At 52.0% G+C, this 16,408-nt stretch carries 24 protein-coding genes; 1 reads left to right on the top strand and 23 read right to left on the bottom strand.

Features of this window, described 5'->3' with window-relative positions; all coding sequences use genetic code 11:
• The 23 genes from F7Q90_RS01075 to F7Q90_RS00975 all read right to left on the bottom strand — a co-directional run.
• On the bottom strand, positions 1 to 664 hold a 664-nt coding region (locus tag F7Q90_RS01075), incomplete at its 3' end, for an integrase (RefSeq protein WP_151160723.1).
• Positions 657 to 1,406 (bottom strand): host cell division inhibitor Icd-like protein, encoded by a 750-nt coding sequence (locus tag F7Q90_RS01070; RefSeq protein WP_006118721.1) that lies wholly within the window; start codon positions 1,404 to 1,406, stop codon positions 657 to 659. The genes F7Q90_RS01070 and F7Q90_RS01075, both read right to left, overlap by 8 nt.
• Positions 1,406 to 1,624 carry a helix-turn-helix transcriptional regulator gene (locus F7Q90_RS01065; protein WP_006118720.1) on the bottom strand — a complete coding sequence of 73 codons (219 nt, stop codon included), beginning with the start codon at positions 1,622 to 1,624 and terminating at the stop codon, positions 1,406 to 1,408. Before F7Q90_RS01065 ends, F7Q90_RS01070 begins: the two co-directional genes overlap by 1 nt.
• Before the next feature lie 178 nt (positions 1,625 to 1,802).
• Positions 1,803 to 3,047 (bottom strand): integrase arm-type DNA-binding domain-containing protein, encoded by a 1,245-nt coding sequence (locus F7Q90_RS01060; protein WP_006118719.1) that lies wholly within the window; start codon positions 3,045 to 3,047, stop codon positions 1,803 to 1,805.
• Between the two features lie 115 nt (positions 3,048 to 3,162).
• Positions 3,163 to 4,632, bottom strand: coding sequence for a DUF1073 domain-containing protein (locus F7Q90_RS01055; protein ID WP_006118718.1), 1,470 nt, complete (start codon positions 4,630 to 4,632; stop codon positions 3,163 to 3,165).
• Positions 4,633 to 4,849: 217 nt separating this feature from the next.
• The gene (locus F7Q90_RS01050) at positions 4,850 to 6,070 is read right to left on the bottom strand and encodes a PBSX family phage terminase large subunit (protein ID WP_006118717.1); all 1,221 of its coding nucleotides are present in this window, start codon (positions 6,068 to 6,070) and stop codon (positions 4,850 to 4,852) included.
• 86 nt (positions 6,071 to 6,156) lie between these two features.
• Positions 6,157 to 6,882, bottom strand: a complete 726-nt coding sequence (locus tag F7Q90_RS01045; protein WP_006118716.1) for a terminase small subunit — start codon at positions 6,880 to 6,882, stop codon at positions 6,157 to 6,159.
• A 1-nt stretch (position 6,883) separates the two neighbouring features.
• Entirely contained in the window at positions 6,884 to 7,069 is a 186-nt protein-coding gene (locus F7Q90_RS01040; protein WP_006118715.1) for a hypothetical protein, read from the bottom strand.
• Between the two features lie 63 nt (positions 7,070 to 7,132).
• Positions 7,133 to 7,306: a hypothetical protein gene (locus F7Q90_RS26545; RefSeq protein ID WP_006118714.1), complete on the bottom strand. Its 174-nt coding sequence runs from the start codon at positions 7,304 to 7,306 to the stop codon at positions 7,133 to 7,135.
• A 50-nt stretch (positions 7,307 to 7,356) separates the two neighbouring features.
• Complete coding sequence (locus tag F7Q90_RS01035) at positions 7,357 to 7,614, bottom strand: hypothetical protein (RefSeq protein ID WP_006118713.1); 258 nt, start codon at positions 7,612 to 7,614, stop codon at positions 7,357 to 7,359.
• A gap of 32 nt (positions 7,615 to 7,646) precedes the next feature.
• Entirely contained in the window at positions 7,647 to 8,051 is a 405-nt protein-coding gene (locus F7Q90_RS01030; protein ID WP_044241783.1) for a hypothetical protein, read from the bottom strand.
• Positions 8,048 to 8,218 (bottom strand): Rz1-like lysis system protein LysC, encoded by a 171-nt coding sequence (gene lysC, locus F7Q90_RS28090; protein WP_418304269.1) that lies wholly within the window; start codon positions 8,216 to 8,218, stop codon positions 8,048 to 8,050. The genes F7Q90_RS01030 and lysC overlap by 4 nt, the downstream gene beginning before the upstream one ends.
• Positions 8,196 to 8,597 carry a hypothetical protein gene (locus F7Q90_RS26540; RefSeq protein ID WP_156879132.1) on the bottom strand — a complete coding sequence of 134 codons (402 nt, stop codon included), beginning with the start codon at positions 8,595 to 8,597 and terminating at the stop codon, positions 8,196 to 8,198. Before F7Q90_RS26540 ends, lysC begins: the two co-directional genes overlap by 23 nt.
• Entirely contained in the window at positions 8,594 to 9,133 is a 540-nt protein-coding gene (locus F7Q90_RS01020) for a lysozyme (RefSeq protein ID WP_044241780.1), read from the bottom strand. The genes F7Q90_RS26540 and F7Q90_RS01020 overlap by 4 nt, the downstream gene beginning before the upstream one ends.
• Positions 9,134 to 9,135: 2 nt before the next feature.
• Positions 9,136 to 9,435 (bottom strand): hypothetical protein, encoded by a 300-nt coding sequence (locus F7Q90_RS01015; protein ID WP_141119364.1) that lies wholly within the window; start codon positions 9,433 to 9,435, stop codon positions 9,136 to 9,138.
• Between the two features lie 434 nt (positions 9,436 to 9,869).
• The gene (locus F7Q90_RS01010; RefSeq protein WP_044241776.1) at positions 9,870 to 10,028 is read right to left on the bottom strand and encodes a DUF3927 family protein; all 159 of its coding nucleotides are present in this window, start codon (positions 10,026 to 10,028) and stop codon (positions 9,870 to 9,872) included.
• Complete coding sequence (locus F7Q90_RS01005; RefSeq protein ID WP_006118708.1) at positions 10,028 to 10,456, bottom strand: tellurite resistance TerB family protein; 429 nt, start codon at positions 10,454 to 10,456, stop codon at positions 10,028 to 10,030. The genes F7Q90_RS01010 and F7Q90_RS01005 overlap by 1 nt, the downstream gene beginning before the upstream one ends.
• Positions 10,457 to 10,710: 254 nt before the next feature.
• Positions 10,711 to 11,493: an antitermination protein Q gene (locus F7Q90_RS01000; protein WP_006118707.1), complete on the bottom strand. Its 783-nt coding sequence runs from the start codon at positions 11,491 to 11,493 to the stop codon at positions 10,711 to 10,713.
• Positions 11,490 to 12,473 carry a DUF7146 domain-containing protein gene (locus F7Q90_RS00995; RefSeq protein ID WP_006118706.1) on the bottom strand — a complete coding sequence of 328 codons (984 nt, stop codon included), beginning with the start codon at positions 12,471 to 12,473 and terminating at the stop codon, positions 11,490 to 11,492. Before F7Q90_RS00995 ends, F7Q90_RS01000 begins: the two co-directional genes overlap by 4 nt.
• On the bottom strand, positions 12,473 to 13,978 hold the full coding sequence (locus F7Q90_RS00990) for a DEAD/DEAH box helicase (RefSeq protein WP_006118705.1): 1,506 nt from the start codon (positions 13,976 to 13,978) through the stop codon (positions 12,473 to 12,475). The genes F7Q90_RS00995 and F7Q90_RS00990 overlap by 1 nt, the downstream gene beginning before the upstream one ends.
• 80 nt (positions 13,979 to 14,058) lie before the next feature.
• Positions 14,059 to 14,904, bottom strand: a complete 846-nt coding sequence (locus F7Q90_RS00985; protein WP_006118704.1) for a hypothetical protein — start codon at positions 14,902 to 14,904, stop codon at positions 14,059 to 14,061.
• Positions 14,905 to 15,021: 117 nt separating this feature from the next.
• A complete protein-coding gene (locus tag F7Q90_RS00980) occupies positions 15,022 to 15,363 on the bottom strand; it encodes a hypothetical protein (RefSeq protein ID WP_006118703.1) in 342 nt (113 codons plus the stop codon).
• Positions 15,353 to 15,562, bottom strand: a complete 210-nt coding sequence (locus tag F7Q90_RS00975; RefSeq protein WP_071988744.1) for a hypothetical protein — start codon at positions 15,560 to 15,562, stop codon at positions 15,353 to 15,355. The genes F7Q90_RS00980 and F7Q90_RS00975 overlap by 11 nt, the downstream gene beginning before the upstream one ends.
• Positions 15,563 to 15,662: 100 nt before the next feature.
• Between F7Q90_RS00975 and F7Q90_RS00970 the strand changes: the two genes are divergently transcribed.
• Positions 15,663 to 16,334 carry a LexA family protein gene (locus F7Q90_RS00970; RefSeq protein WP_044241774.1) on the top strand — a complete coding sequence of 224 codons (672 nt, stop codon included), beginning with the start codon at positions 15,663 to 15,665 and terminating at the stop codon, positions 16,332 to 16,334.
• The last annotated feature ends 74 nt before the right edge of the window (positions 16,335 to 16,408 follow it).

The following is a 16,408-nucleotide window of genomic DNA, read 5'->3' as shown; positions in this document are numbered from 1 at the left end:
TGAACCACTGCATAACGCTGTGCAGCTTCTTCCAGATGGTCTGGCGCGTCACGCTACCTTCCAGAGAATGACAACGGTTACTTTCAATCTGGCTCCGTGAAAACACCAGGTCATCATCAACGAAATTGCTCTCCAGCCGGTTACGCAGGCGCTTAATGATGCCGGGCGGTAGCTGTTTGGTGTCGTGCTTCACGTCAGCGCGGGAAACCAGTTCAAACACGATGGCCTGTTCCTCTGCGGTCATGTCAGCGGCCAGTTCGTCGCAGCTCACGCTGTCCCACTTCATGTAGGCGATATGGTCTGCGGCCAGACGTGCGGCGTCTTTGCGCTGCTGGCGCACAATCTCGATGCCTTTTCGGGTGGCGCGGGCTTCTGCGGCTTTTGTCTGTTTGGCAACCACGATGGTGGCCTGTCCGGTTTCCCAGTTAATGCAGGAATAGCGCAGGGCGCACACATCGCTGGTACGCCAGCCAGTGCAGACGGAAATATCCCACCAGAGCAGCAACCATTCCGGCTGCGTCTGTTGGATGCGTTCGCGCAGTTTGCGCTGTTCGTCGCGGTCATAGACAGGCGTCATGGTGCGTGATCCGCGTGTGCTGATGGCGCTTACAACGTTGCCTCGCAGTTCACGCGCTCTGGCGGTCAGGGTCTGGAGATTAAGCATGGCGCACCTCCTGAACAGGCAGGCGTCCGGCAAAGACCATCACGAAGCCAGCAGGCGACATTTCACGCGCTGCACGCTCTGACGGGGCGACGATGTGAACAATGGCGCTGCCGGTGGCACAGAGAGCCAGGAAGCGAAAACGGAAATTAGGGTGATTTTGGACAGGGATCGTCATCATGGCGATGAACTCCAGTAACAGTCTAAAACTGTCACCGCCTGAGTTCTCACGCTCATAAGGGGCGGTGACGCTGGCGGGGGTGAGAATACCGGCGTTACTGGAAACCGGCCAGCCCGAAGGCTGCCCCACCAGCGCCACCATTGACACGGTGCGGATCATGGCCGCTGTGAATGGATGCGCTGTGGCGTCGACACAAAAAAAGACGCGATTAAAAATGGCGTCTGGTGTCGCCAGTAACATACACGGGTTCTCACGCCCGGTCACGGATTTTGCCGAGACAGGAAGAAGATAGCAGGCATTTTCAGAATAAGGCAAGGAAAAGTTTTTAGCCTCTGCCAGCCAGCAAGGGATCGATCCAAAGGGCTGACCTGCACTTTTCGTGTAGGTTGATTCTTCACCTACGAAATTTTCGTAGGTCAGGCGGCTAATTGTCGGATAGCCCCAACAGACGCCGGGATTGAAGTTGGCGGCAATAACTGGAGTTTTCACACTGGCTGGCTTAAAATCAGGCTTCTCACGGTACTGATTAGCCGCCTGCATTTCGGGGCGGTTTTTCTTTTCCATCACTCGCTTCCTTTTTCGTTACGCTCCTTATCGCGGTTTTTAAGCCAGCTTTCGACTTCATCCACGAACCAGCCCTTGCGGCGAATTCCAATCCGAATGGCCTTTGGGAAATTAACGCTTTCATCTGAGCAGAATTCATCAAAAGAGCTTCGCGCATTAAAGCGGAGTTTTTGCATAATTTCTTTTGCAGTAATAATTTCACGTTCCAGATAAGACATCTTTAAACCTCAATTAAAAGTTTGCTTTAGTCAGGAGAACGTAACGCTTGTGCTTAATAACACTGATAAAACAGGAAAGTAATTTTACCACATCACGCCCGGTTAATATTGTTTATCTCGTTTTAAATATAAAAAAAGGCCAGCAGAATAACTGCCAGCCTGATTTGAGTTTTTAATTTCACACTACCAGCTTAAGCCCTCTTGTGCCGTCATTGTCTACTCTCTCACCGCGCTGCGCTTTATCGAAGAAATCACCAAGCCACTGCATCATTTTTCTTCTTTGCTCCAGATAAGTAGTGCGGTTATAAGCGTTCCTCACCGCATCTGAGCCTACGTGAGCTAAAGCGGCTTCTATCACGTCTGGATTGAAACCCTCCTCGTTAAGAGCAACGCTGGCTACAGAGCGAAGTCCATGCGAGGTAAGTTTTCCCTTGAACTCGGTTCTTACTATCAACTCATTAACCATGCCTTTAAAAACAGGCTGCGATGATTTTATAAAGGAATTGAATACGTATTTTTTATTACCCGTCACCGGTCTCAATTTCGAAAGTATATCCAATGCCTGCGTAGAAAGCGGCACTACATGAACTCTCTTCTTTTTCATTTTGTGCGCCGGAATAGTCCAAGTGTTTTCCACAAAGTCAATTTCTGACCACTCTGCCCTAACCCCCTCGATTGGCCTTGTCATGGTTAGGAATTGCCAATGAACAATCATTTTATAAAATTCATCAGAATCAAGCGATTCTATAGCTGATAATAATGATGGAAATTCTTCCGGCCTGATTGTGGCAAGGTTGTTTTTTTTGGCTTCAGGAATTGCATTGCCAATTTTGCTGAGTTGGTTAGCTGAAATTAAACCTGTGTTCATGGCGTAATTCATTATTTCATTAAGACGCTGTGCATTGACTCTGGCAGATGAAATCAGCCCTTTATCAATCTGCGCCGATAGGGCTGACAGCGCCATGCGCGGCGTGATGTCTCCTACAGGTATATCGCCCAGGCTTATGTTGAGAAAATTAATGCTTCTCTCGATTTGCTTCAAAAGTGAATCACTACGGTTCATATCTTTTTTAAGCCTGAACCACTGCTCGGCCACCAGACGTAAAGTGTTACCGTTATAATCCTGACGCTCACGCAAAATCCTTCTTTTTTCTTCCTGTGGATCTATTCCGTTTCTGAGCAGTTCGCGTGCTGACTCTCTGGCCTTTCTGGCCTCAATCAGGCTCACATAGGGAAAATTGCCGACCGTAAGCGTCTGGCGCTTTCCGGTTCTGGGATGGCTATAGCGAACGCGCCATATTTTAGAGCCGGTACTTTTAATGCAGATCAGCAGGCCGTCGCCATCATAGAGCGCATAATCAGCCGTTCCACTTTTTGCTGATTTAACTTCTACGTTAGTTAGTGGACGTGTTTTTTTCGGCATGTGGATTAACCTCAGCATAGTCCTTCGCGTAGTCCATAAATAAACGGATTTAATCGCGCATAGACAGTCTTAACCAATATCTAAAAACTTCATGTGTTACCGTTAAATCAGCCATTTATCGAAATTTACCTGACTTACCGATATTCACAGATAATCTAAATCGGCTATCCTGCGTAGGCTGGTCCGGTACCGGGTCTCCGCCTGCTTCGGCAGGCTCCGGGTCGTCAGTCCGTTCGCTGTACGCTGGCGGCGCTTCGTCTTCCGCATTCTCGATATCCTCGTCGGTGATGGATGCACCCACGCCCGTGACGTCTGCGTTTTCACGCAGGTCCGTCATGCCCGCCTTAACCGTCATCAGCCCCGCATCCACGGCAGCCACGATGGCGTTAACGGTGTTGGTGGCAACCGTAGAACGGTCAACGTCCGACATCTGCCAGAGCGGGTTAAACTCAAATGTGAAATCGTCAGGGAGCGCACTGCCCAGCTCTGAACGGTACATGACGTCGAACAGCTTACGCAGCGGCTGTCGCAACCGGCGCTCCTGCTGGGTGCTGATGGTGTCGTAATAGTTGGCAAGGTCAGCGTCACCGGTTGAGAAACCTTTAGGCGACTGACCAAACAGGCGCACCAGCGGAATACCGACAGCGCCGCTTATCTGTTCGGCGAACTTGCTGATAATGTCATCGAGGCCCGCAAACGAGTACTGATGGGTATCAAACTCGTCTTCGCCGTCCATCAGCGTGAGCCCTTCATTGCTCTGAAACAGGCGTATCATGTCCATGTTTTTCATCAGAGCGTCCAGAGCGGGGCCGCCCATCGCGATAAGCTCACGGAGTTTCTTGATTTTCATGGTGCGCAGGTGCGCCTTATAGACAAGCTGAGCAGCCCCCATAGAGGCGCTGTCAAACGCCGTCAGCCTGTCCCAGATGCGCTCTACAATGGACATGCCCCATTCGTTCTCAGTCTGGGCCTGCTGGTAAGGCAGTGTCACGCCGTCGAAACGGATCAGGCGGCTGTGATGAATTTTCCATGCCGGGATACCGGATGCTGTGGCAACCACATCATAAAATTCCGGCTTACCCAGGTGCGGCCCCATGTCTTTGATTCGCAACTGAAGGTTCGGGTTAATCATCCAGCGGTCAAGTGGCAGTATTCCTTTGAACTTACCCTTCCCGATGGTTTCAAGCCGCAATGGCGTGAATGGTGCCTGCCCCTCGATCATGATGAAGCCCACCGCGCCGCCATACAGACGCGACCACTTGATGATGTCGTTGAGCCTGTCCCAGATTTCCAGATCGTCAAACAGCGATTCCAGAACGCCGCGGGCTTTAGGCTCAATTTCAGACGTGATACGCAACCCCTTACGGGTCATGTCATCGGCGATAGCGTCCACCGCCGAGCCGATGATAGACGATGAGCGGTAGGCCCATTCAATCTGCATGCGGTTGCGACTGGTGAAGTTGGCGCGGTAAGTGGACGCAGCATGCTGATTGGGCTGCTGCATCCCCACGCGGGCCATGAAGTTATCGTAACTGTCAGCGGTCTGCACGGCGGCAGGCTGGGTTTTACTGCGTCCTCTTGCCATATCCTGCCTCAGTAAAATGTCGTGAAATATCGGCTATTTAACATAATAGATGTTATCCGCCCTTAGCCGTGAGCACTCGCCGGCTAACCGGTGCGGACGGGTTGTTTTAAAACGTTATCTGATGCTGATTGCTGTAACCGGACTGCATAAACATTGCATAAAACAGGCCCGGAAATGCATAGACCTGAAACGTGATGAAAAGGCTGTTTTACGCTGTTTACTGCCTGCCCAGCCGCATCCACGTACCCAGGCTGTCGCCGCTGGTTATGTAACCATCAAGTGAGTAGCGCACCGCATCCCAGCAGTGGTTGTGCTTGTCAGCCACTACGGGAAGCACTTCGCCTGTCATGCGGTCAACCTTGTACGAATAGAGCCGCGCTTCATCGGCCATGTGCTTGCAGCGCTCATGGATAATGATTTCTTCAAATCCTTTCAGATAGGTAATGCCATCCTCAACGCTGCCGGGCCATTTGCTGGCGGCGCTGATGCTGAATCCCTGACGCGCCAGATAGCTGATGGTTTCAGGCCGGCTGTTATCGCCGTGAATGGGCCAGCGTCTGGCATCGGGAACGCCGGGATACAGCTTATCGTCGGCAACTTTCCACCGGGCAAGCTGTTCGGCGGTCGCACCTTCCTTTCCTGCGTACATCTTCCAGAGGTCATCCAGTTCAACGCCGATACCGTAAGCCTCATATTCAATATAAAGCCGGGTGCCGATGATAAAGCAGCGGATAAGCGTGCTGGGGTCGTTGGCGAAGCCAAAGTCAGCGCCGAAGAACAGTCGGTCAGCCTGTTTCCAGAGGTCATCGGGAAATGCTTCGATGCGGTACTTGCCGGAAAAGATAACTGCCTCGCTGATCGTCCTGGGCATCCCGAGCCAGATGTGCTCGTAAGCCTCATAATCGATGCGCTTGCAGTATTCCATTTCCTGCCTGAGCACGTCAGGAAAGAAGGCGTTCTCATCGTAGTTGACGCGGCGAATCATTGCGCCGCCGTCCGGGGGATCTTCTTCATGCCGCTTCATCATGCGGTAAGTCGGATCCTGCTCCTCGCGGGGGTTGAAGGACACCCACACTTCTGACTTATTCGCGCGAACGGTAGGCGTCAGAATATCCCATGAATCCTGCGAAACGGTCTGGGCTTCTTCCACCCAGCAGATGCGTATACCGTGCATCGACTTGATGCTGTTGATATTGTTGCGAAGCCCCTTGAAGGTGAAACGGGTGCCATTCCGGCCTTCAATCTCGTTATTTTTGACCTTATAAAAGTGGCTCAGCCCGAGATTGATGATTTCAGACTCGAGCAGCGCCAGTACCGAGGCGTCGATTGAGTTCTGAAACTCACGTGCGCACAGGATAATCATGGTTTCCAGCGTGCCCAACAATACCAGGGCGCGGGCTATCTCAACGGATTTACCGCCGCCACGACCACCGTACATCCAGCGCCAGCGAACAGCCCCGACCGCCTGATCGTACAGTATGCCAGGTACCCAGTCGCTGCTGAATGAGTACAGCACGCCGTTGATTATTGTTGGGCTGTCGCCTTTCCCTCGCGCAGCTTTTCCATGTGGTCGGCCCACACGTCCTCCGGGCAGTTCGCCGGAGTGACAATGCAGACCTTACCGTAACTCAGGCCCGCGAGATCGACATTTACTTCCGTTTTGCTGGTACTCATGTCAATGCCGGTGAGTTGCGCCGCATTCTTGATGTTGGGCGCAACCTGACCGAATTTTTTATCCTCCAACGCATCCTGTGCCGCTTTGTAGGAAAGTTCGGCAAGGTCTTTAGCGTTAAAGGCTACCAGCATTGCAGCCTCCTGCCTCAACTGGCGAATACGCTGGCGAACATCCGGCCGCTTAAACAGTTTTGATGCCTGGGCTTCTGCGTTGCTCGGTGCAAACCCTGCGCAGATTGCTGCATCTTTCTGTGTCATCCCCTGCGCAATGTTTTGCGCAAACTGTTCGTGCTGAGGTTTAAGCAAGCCATGCTTTTCTTGTTCGTCCGGTGGCATGCTCTGCGCAGCCCGACTATCAGCCGCATTTGATGTCGTGGGCTTTTGCGCAGTTTTGCGCAGTTCCGATTGCGCAGTCTGGTTTTGCGCAGAACTTTGCGCAGCAGGCTTTTTGATATAACGCCGCGCAGATGAATAATTCAGTCCCTGCGCTTCACACCAGTCTTTCGGTGATATACCGCTTTTGGCGTGCTCGGACAGGAACCGATGCTGAAGGTCTCCCCAGTCCGGCTTTGCCATACTAACTCCTGACGAAAGTCACTTTAGTGGTAATGAGGCGTCGAATCAGCCTGGCGGCTTCGCGTTCCATATCTGCAATGGTTTCCGGCGTAGCAGGCTTGAATGCGTATTTCCGCTCAATCTCGCCCAGCACAGCGTTAACGTCTGCATTGGCCGGTGGAAGGATTTCAACTTTAAGGCGAGACATAGTGAACTCCGGTCAGGTTAAGTCAGCAATATCGGGCGCTCTCGAAAGAACGCCCTGTATTGCTTACGCCAGCTTTTTAGCCAGTGAAGCCACATCGTCGAATACAGTATCGACGTCATGGCCTGCAACTTTCAGCAATTCTTTCACCTTTGCCAGTACGGCATCAGTTTTATCGGTTGCTGTTGTGACCGGCTGTGCAGTGGTCGCGGTGGTACCGTCATACAGTGGTTCGGACATCGTTACTCCCTCTTTTTTTAGTAAAGCCCAGTCACTTAACCAGGCGTAGCTTAATTCTTTTTTGGCGCTTCACTTTGCGCCCCCTGTGGTTGAGACATGGCTCGCTCATCCAGTTTGCTTTTCAGTTCGTCAATCTGAGCCTGAAAGCGTTGCTCTACATCGTGCCAGCCGTCACGAATGGCTGTTGATTCGGCCTCTGCCTTCTGCGGGCTGTTCTTCCAACGGAACAGGCCCACCAGCCAGCCAGCAGCGAAACCAGTGACGAGCGCAATCAGCGCCCACGTAATGAGTGCGGTAGTGGTAAACATGTGTTTTATTCCTGACGTTCATCAGAGGGAGGTTAGAAAGCGTATTTTTTTACCGTGTCCTGAGCCATAGAACCTGCAACCCGACAGATAAAACTTGCGAGAACATAGGCTATTGCTGTGAACGTGTAACCAGCGTAACCGAGTAACCCTGTCATTATCAGAAACAGAACCCATCCCATTAGCCGTGAAAAAAATCGCCTGGGTTTGCTGAGGCTCTTTAAGAATTTTTGCAGGCTACTTCTGTTTTCATCACTCTGAATGTCACCATAGGCAACAGCTGTAATGATGCCTATGAAAGCCACCAGCATGCCAAGCGTCGAGAAAATCCATGAGACAGTGACCGTTAAATTTAACAAACCTTCTGAGGGTAAATATAACCCTGCAGCCAAAATGACAGCCACGCCCCATGAAATAACATAAGCAAGAAAAGTGCTCATTGAGTTTTACCTTGTCGGGATAATTCGATTTTGCGGATGCTGGCCTTGTCCTTGTTGCAGTTTCCCAGCACGGTTAACAGCCGTTCGTTTAATTCAAGGCTGCTGCCCCACGTAAGTGGATCGGGAATTTCCGGTACCGGACAATCAGCGGTTAATTCCACCGGGATCGGGACTGGTGGAACCTGAACGAATCTGGTTTCTGTGCGTGCGCAGCTCGCGAGCAGCGGTATCAGGAACAGGCAGAGCAGCGCATTTGTCTGTCTCCACCGCCTTACGGATAACAACAATGCGGTTTTCGCTGTCGGCGTTCGCCTGCTGTTTCTGGCTCTGCGTTGAGGCTGCAATGTCGTTAAACAGTCTAACGGCAGAGATAACATTGTTGGTGACAGCCTCGGCTGATTTTGTCTGCTGGATTGCCGCATCGCGCTGTTGCTCCACTCTGAGGGTTGAATCACGGTAATGGGCAGCGGTCAGCAATAACGCTGCTATCAACACCACCAGCAGGAAAGCCAGCACAGTGCGCCAGTTCGCTATGAGCCATGTCATTGATCCAACCCCCAACAGGTAAGCTCTGATTCCTGGTCACGGCGAATAACCTGCCCGTAACAGCCATTAGAGCGAATGCGGCAATCTTTCCCGCCGTCGAATATCCAGCGTTTAATTTCAGCGCATGCACCTTTGCGATCGCCGCTGTTTAACTTGCGGTAGAACGTCGATGGGAGACATTTTCCGGGGCCGATGTTCCACGGACAGAATGACGCTATGCCAACCTTCTGTGGCTCGGTCAGCGGTACATGAACGTTTTTATCTACCCAGGCTAACGCTTTGGCCTGCTCAGCTCTGTCGATGGCGCGGCATTGGTCAGCGGTCAGGCGCATGCCCTTCACTACGGGTTTGCCATTTACGCGTGTCACACCGCCGCAAATCGTCCAGACGCCGCCGTTGTCGGCGTAAGCGATGAGGCTTGAACCCTCTTTTTCCTGCTGAAACTGATCCATCAGTACAGGAGCGGAGGCACCACCAGCAATCAGGGCTAGCATTGCAGCGCTGAGGCGATTGCGTAGTTGCGGGGATATAGCCATAGCTACTCCTTAGCAGCATCAAGCACCTTGTTTATGCCCTGAATAACTTCTGGCGATTTCTGAACAGCCGGTGAGTCTTTCGAGCCTTGCAGATAATCAAGCACCGCCTGAGCACGGACGCGGTCTAACTCCAGGCGCTCGCGCTCACTGCGCATGCTCTCTTCAATTTCCTGACGCTTCAGCTTTTCAGTGCGCCGCTTATCCAGATACCCAAAGATGGCTATCACTAAACCTGCCACGGCGGTAATCATGTACACCCGGTCGAGTGTCACGACTCCGGCGAGGCTTGAAAGAGTTGCCATCCAGGTGCCCCCGCTGATTGCAGTGTCTGCGTGTTGGTTCATGCGTATCATATCCACCCCCGAAGCGGGGACTGTCCAATTAGGAATTGTCTACTTTCTGTACTGGACACGTCCGGTTAGTCTTTTACTGTCGAGATAAAAGAACCGCTATGCCTTTGGGTAGCCAATGTGAGGGTCCGCCTAAGTGCGGATTTTTTTGCATAAAGATCGCCCACTGCCATATGGATAACGTGAGTAATTTGCGCTGAATGGCAGGGACGAAAACGAAAAAACCAGCTCTATGGCTGGTCTTTGTAATTAGATGCGGGAGCCGATCCCCGCCGCTGGGCCATGGGTATAAGGTGCTCTGACGCTACTGCGATTAACTGCCCGGCACGTCTGCCCAGAGCGAATTAATAATCATCAGGCACACTCGCAAATGTGCCTTGTGATTACTATTTTGGGTTTGGTTTCATAACCAGTGGCCAGACGATCACCACAACACCCGCCACCAGCACACCATCTGCCAGGACCGACATCAGCTTGCTTGTAAAGTCGATAGCCACCACCATAAAAAGCAAGATTCCGGCAGCAGCCCAGCGAAACTTAGACATTACAGATGATTTTCCAGACGCAGGCCGAGAACGTTGGCGATCTCTTCCAGCACCTTGCGCTCTTCCGGCTCAACTTCGCCATCTGCTTCAGCAATCGCAACAGCAACATCGAGCACGTCTTCCGCTTCGCGGGGGTCATGCTTAACGTCTTCAATCTCTCGCAGTGCAGCGCGGCGACCAATTTTGAAGTTGGTATCCAGCTGACCGACGATAGTCGAACTGATTGCGTTGATCTCGGAGGTGAATGCGGCCAGCGATGGCTGATTACGCAGAACCTGTTCAATTTTCGCCTTCTCAGAGGGCTCACACTCGCCGTCTGCATAGGCCACCAGATAGGCCGCATTAACCACGGCCTGAGCCAGATCGCGCTTTTCGAACTTCTTGATATCGCTTACTGCTTTGCGTGCTTTTTTACCGAAACCAAACATGGTGACTTTCCTTTTAGTGGGTGAGCCAGCGCCCAGGAGTCGTTAGCCCACAGAGAATGTCACACTGACGATCCCTATGGCTCACCCCTGAAAAGGCTCTGTGGTTGTATTGCGCCGGACGTGGCGCGGATGGAAACTGGAATTGCAGGCATAAAAAAACCTCGCCGAGGCGAGGTCTTGAATTTGATTAGTGGCGTATGCGTATAAATCTGCCACTATTTGGACAGAATACGCCAATTTTATGCAATGTCAATTTATTTCGTGGCTTTCATGAACACTGCGTCAGCGTGAGCTTCTTCAATTTCGCACTTGCTCACCAGCATTTCGAAAAATGGTTTCCAGTTTCGTGACCATGATGATTGCGTGAGATCAGGAACGAGCAAAGCCACTGAACGGTAAGCCATGCTTGATGGCAACCGGCGATAACCCCGGCTTGAGCAACGCTCACACTCTTTATCAACCGGCACTCCCTGACGCTTTGACGCTTCCAAATCCCGAACCCGGCCTGTTCCGTTACAGCGACAGCGGGCATAGACGCGACCTTTGCCGTCACAGCGGGTGCATTTTTCGCGGACCATCTCATCAACAATGCGCGGCGGTATCTTTTCCTCGCCGTCCACAGCGCTGATATAGCCTGGATACTTCACTACGCTGCGCATGACGTGGTTAAACCCGGTGCCGTTGCAGTGCTGGCATGGTGCTGTTGATGATGCCGAACGTGCATATTCATCAAACGCCAGCTTTGAAAGAACCATCAGACAACGCCCCAGCTTTGCGCCAGCGGCTTTCCTGAGCAGCTTTGGTGCAGTGCGGTTGGCGTACTGCAAAAGCTGCTCGACAGTACGGTAAGTTTCCTCGTTGCTGCCCGTGGATTTAGCCAGTACAGCCGAAATACCAAACGGTGCCTTGGACTGACAGAACCCTACCGCGCCCATCAAATCCGTACCAGTCAGCGAATCACTGCCTGTAGCGGGTGTGGTGGCGTCATACTGCTGGCTCTTGGGATTGAAATATTTGAGTGCTGATTCCAGTTTCATGCCGCCGCCTTTTTGTTAAATGTGAGTTCCCGAACCTGATCGCCGTTCATAATCAAATCGTTGAAATCGCCGCCGTCACACCAGCGAACTGTAACTTTTTCAACATCGTTTTTAGCCAGTAAGTTTTTATGTGCGCACTCGAACGCCTTTGCGTGCCCTGTTGCCGTGTGCCTGTCCATGTCGGTAAAAATAATCAGGTGAGTTACCCCTGCCGGCGCGAGAAACTTCTCCATGAAATTTGCGTTGATGACTGACCAGGTATTGACGCCGTAAAGCTGCTTGCATGACAGGGCCGTTTCGATCCCCTCTGCGATACCCAGCGTTGACGCTACCGGGAAAAGCCGGATAGCAACTGAGGTGGCATATTCCAGATAGTTATCGTCCTGTAGCTTTTTCTGTTTTTTCGCCATATCTACATTCGCTTTTTTATCGCCATCCAGAAGCGTGCGGTGCAGGTAGCAGAGGTTCATTTTGCTGTCGGTGGCCAGTGACCATATCGCCTGAAACGTGCCTCCAGCGTGCAGAGGCTGGCTGGGGCAGTATCTGGACGCATCCGGCACAGGCAGAGTGAATATCCCTCTGCTGCTCAGATAAGCCTGCGCTGGCGTGTCTCGCAGACCCTGCATACCTGAGAACTTGCGCAGGACAGCATCACGCACCTGCTCCACCGTTGTGACCTGCTTTTGCCGCTGCGGTGCGCTGGCGTCACGCTGCCAGACGTTGCCGATAATCTGATCCACCTCTGCAAACAGTTCGCCGATGGTCTTCTGCTGCGTGAGTTCGAGCAGCTTCCAGCCGTCACCGCTGCCGCAACTGCAAATCCACGTTCCCCGACCCTCTTTGTCATCGATGCGGAATTTGCCCTTTCGGTTGCAGACCGGACATTCCTTTGTCCAGTGTTTAAGCCCGGTTACAGGTGGCATCCCGAACGCTTTAAACACTTCCGGCCAGCGCCCGATCACTGCGTCTCTGGTATTCATCAGGCGGCACCCCGCGCTTTACTGAATGCGATAAATTTCGCCTTGATATACCCGGCAACCTCCGGGCCCGTCTCCATCGGATAATCAGACAGCCCGTTTGGCCACTCTCCGAACTTCTCCCTGAACGTGTGAGCACACCATCCGTCTGATACGGGCTTTTTGCCGCTCATTGCCCTGTACCGCTGATAGCCCTTGATCTGGCTCCACCACGCCTGCTTGTCGCTGCGGGTGTATATGCGCTTTTTACCCGTCAGTTTGTGCAGTTTGCGTGAGGTGTCCGTCTCGACGTTCTCACCGCCAACGGGCTTGAATCCGCATTTCGGGCAGACATAAACCCCGGCGGGTTTCATGAAATGGCACTGTGAGCACTCTTTGGGTTTCTTCTCGGCTTTCTCGCTGTCGCCGTAACCGGCTGCGGCCTTCATGCCGTCACTTTTGCCAGGCAGTTCGTCGTACTCGATATCGTCCGGGTAGCCCAGGCGGTGAATACTGCCGCTGTGATCGAAGATGATACAGTTCTGCTTTCCGGGTGCCGTGCGCAGGCCGCGCCCCAGACACTGTATCCAGCGCATTTCTGATTTGGTCGGGCGGGCATAGATAATACAGCGCACATCGCTGTCAAAACCCGCCGTCAGCACACCCACGTTGACGATTACCTTCGTGGCACCCTGTTCGAATCGGTGAATAATCATCCGGCGCTCATCGGATGGCGTGGCGTCAATGATGATCTCAGCAGAGACGCCAGCACGGTTAAACTCTGTCGTGATAAATCCCGCATGTGACTGATTGACGCAGAAGCACACGGTCGGGCGGTTCTCGCCATGCTGCAGCCAGTTACTGACGATATCGCCCACCAGCGCTGAATCGCCCATAATCTCCGCCAGCTGCTCCTCGTTGTAGTCCTTGCCGAAGCCACCCTTCGCGGACATTTTCACTCCGTTCAGATCCGGGTTTGTGGGTGCGTAGAATTCATACGGACTCAGGTCACCAATACCGATAAGCTCCTTCATCGTGGTTGGCTTGATGAGGCGCTCGTAATACTGGCCCATCCAGGCCGAGAACGGCGTGCCTGACAGGCCGATTACCCGAATGTCGCTGTCGCGGATAACCTCAAGCAACGCACGGCGTTTCATGTGGGCCTCGTCCACGATCAGCAGGTCAATATTTTCCGGGAATTCACGGCGAATCAGCGTATCTGCCGAAGCAATCTGAATCAGGCGATCCGGGTCGTGCGGCTTGTAATCTCGCCAGACGTAGCTGATCTGGTCTTCGGGGATGCCGTACTGAACGAAACGCGCAGCAGTCTGGTGTACCAGTGTCAGGTAAGGCGCTACAAACATCGTGCGTTTACCGCTGGCAAGCGCACGGTCGGCCAGGAATGCCGATATGAAGGTTTTCCCATACCCAACAGGGGCATACAGAAGGAAAGTGCGATAATCATTCCAGTCCTGGCGCAGCATCTGCAAGGCTGTAACCTGTTTGAGTTTAGGCTTGAGATTCAGCACAGCAAACCTCCCTGAAAACTACCGGATGAGCATCCGCATTTTTTGGCGCCTGTTCCGCTACTGATTTATCTGTGTAATAATCACTCATGGTGGTCGGCCTCGTAATTCTGATTGCCAGCAGCGGCCGGAGCGGTATTCCCGTTCAAAGATCTACCCTCCGGCTTGCTGCGCCCTCCGTTAAAAAGTTGTTCCTTCCATTCCTCAATAATCCGCTTGCTGTCCTCGCGGTGCGCCGGGTGCGGCATCATGCGATAGTCACGGTCATAGTCGATGGTGTGGAAATGGGGGTTGGTGATTTTTGGTGCCACAATTCCCACGGCACGCTTCACGTCTTCCTTGGTCGGTACGCGCTCCAGATATTTTTTGAATTCAATCTCACCTGACGCCTCGAGGCCGTCTGCAATTTTGCGAAGCTGCTTAACGGCGCGGAAAAGCTCTTTCACGAAGTCATTGTCAGCGGACGGCATAGGTTCGCCGGGGATCTCCACGCCGTTGATGTACAGCGGAATGCTGTCGAGAAACGCATCGCGGTTAAGGTGTTTGTTAACCTCGGCCGTGGTGATAATCGGGTAAGCCTTGACCAGGCCGAACAGCTTCACGGCGGTTGCGCCATCGTGGCGGCCAGACTTGCCGTTAGCGCAGCGCACAGCGGCGATCAGCGCGTCCTGATGACGCAGGCTGAGCATGTCGTAATCGCCAACAACGATGTAATGCGTGCTCAGGTCTTCCATGTTGACCGGCTTTGCATGGCTGTTGTGGGGCTTGTGCTCTTTGCGGGCTGGCGCATTCTCCTTGGTAATACGTTCTGCCTCATGTTGCGAGACGCCATTTTTAACAAGCTCAGCGACCACTCTGGCAGGCTTCCAGTTAACCTGAGCGCGAAATTTATCAATGATTTTTTGTGTCTTATCTTTGTTGATAATCATTCTCGTTTAGTCCAAAAAAATATGGGGGTACTTAAGTAAGTGATCTCTGGCAGATCGGAGAAAAAGCACCTTTGCCAGTAACACAGTCCCAAATCTGAGCCGCTTTCAGTTCCGTTCTCACCACCACCCCTCTGCAAGCTGATCGCCGCCGATCTGTGCAGCGGCAACCGGCTTGGCATGGTTACTGGCCAAGGCGGGTTTTTCGGTCAGCCCCATAGCCGCATTCTGATAACGCTGCACATACAGGCGCAGGCGCGTGTTAGCCTCGCGGCGTCCGGCGTTCTGCTGGCGGTATGGGGTCGGTTCTGCATCGAATGCAGCCTGATAGACTTCGGCATACTGCGTTGCTACCTTGTGCCGCATCGACACAGGAAGCCCGTTAAGCTGTTCCTGAATCCACTTGCCGTCTTCCTGCACGTAGAAGGCTGGCATGACGACTGAGAGGTAATCAGGCTGCATGGTCTGGGCCTGTCAAAGTTGGGTGCTCATAAGGTATTTCAGGGTTGATATGGCAGAGAATGGCAACGTCTTCTGGAACACCACGAAATTTCCATTTACCAACCGCCTGACTTGAGCGCGGCTTACCACGCTTAGGAAAATTCATTCCAATGTTAGTATTTGTTTTGTAATGCTTTTTAAGTATTTCGTAGAGATTCATAACTTGACCTCGAAACTAAAGTATCATACAAAATTAACACAACGAACCCAAAGTATCAATTTGAAATGCTACTTTAGTTTCCTAAAATATGAGGCAATCCATGAGCAACTTATCTGAAAGACTTATCAGCCGCAGAAACAGCTTAAATCTCACTCAAGAGGGTTTGGCAAAAAAAGCTGGCGTAACACGGGTGGCAATTAGCAAAGCTGAGTTGGGTCTTACTAAAAACTTCAACAGTAATACGTTATTCAAAATCTCAAAAGCGCTTAATTGCGACGCTCAGTGGTTGCAAACAGGCAAGGGTGATGCGGATAACGGCAAAGCTAATGAATGGGATACAAACGTTTCCAGCGCTCCCCAAAAGGATTTTAAATACTCATACCCAACCCTGAACTGGGTGCAGGCCGGGCAGTTCATGACTGCTGGTGATGATTTCAACATTTACGATATAGATAACTGGAAGGATTCGGTGAAGTACGCTGGTGAGAATGGGTTTTGGCTGGTAGTTAAAGGTGACTCGATGTCGTCACCAGTTGGTGTAACATTCCCTGAGGGAATGAGCATATTGATAAACCCCGATGCGGATGTTTACCCGGGCTGTTACGTTCTGGCCTATAGGAAATCTTCTGGCGAAGCAACTTTCAAGCAATACGTATGTGACGCTGGCGACGAATACCTTAAGCCCATAAACCCTCAGTATTCAGTCATAAGGATCGATGAAGATTGCATTATTGGTGGGGTAATAGTAGATGCTCGATGGGATATATTTTAATAAAATTCAATGAATAAGCCGCTTTTGCGGCTTTTTTTACAACCTCGAGCGAAAAAAAAGTATCATACAGCCTT

The sequence above is a fragment of the Pantoea stewartii subsp. stewartii genome (genome assembly GCF_008801695.1).
Lineage (GTDB): Bacteria > Pseudomonadota > Gammaproteobacteria > Enterobacterales > Enterobacteriaceae > Pantoea > Pantoea stewartii.
This window is presented reverse-complemented; position numbering and strand designations above follow the sequence as displayed.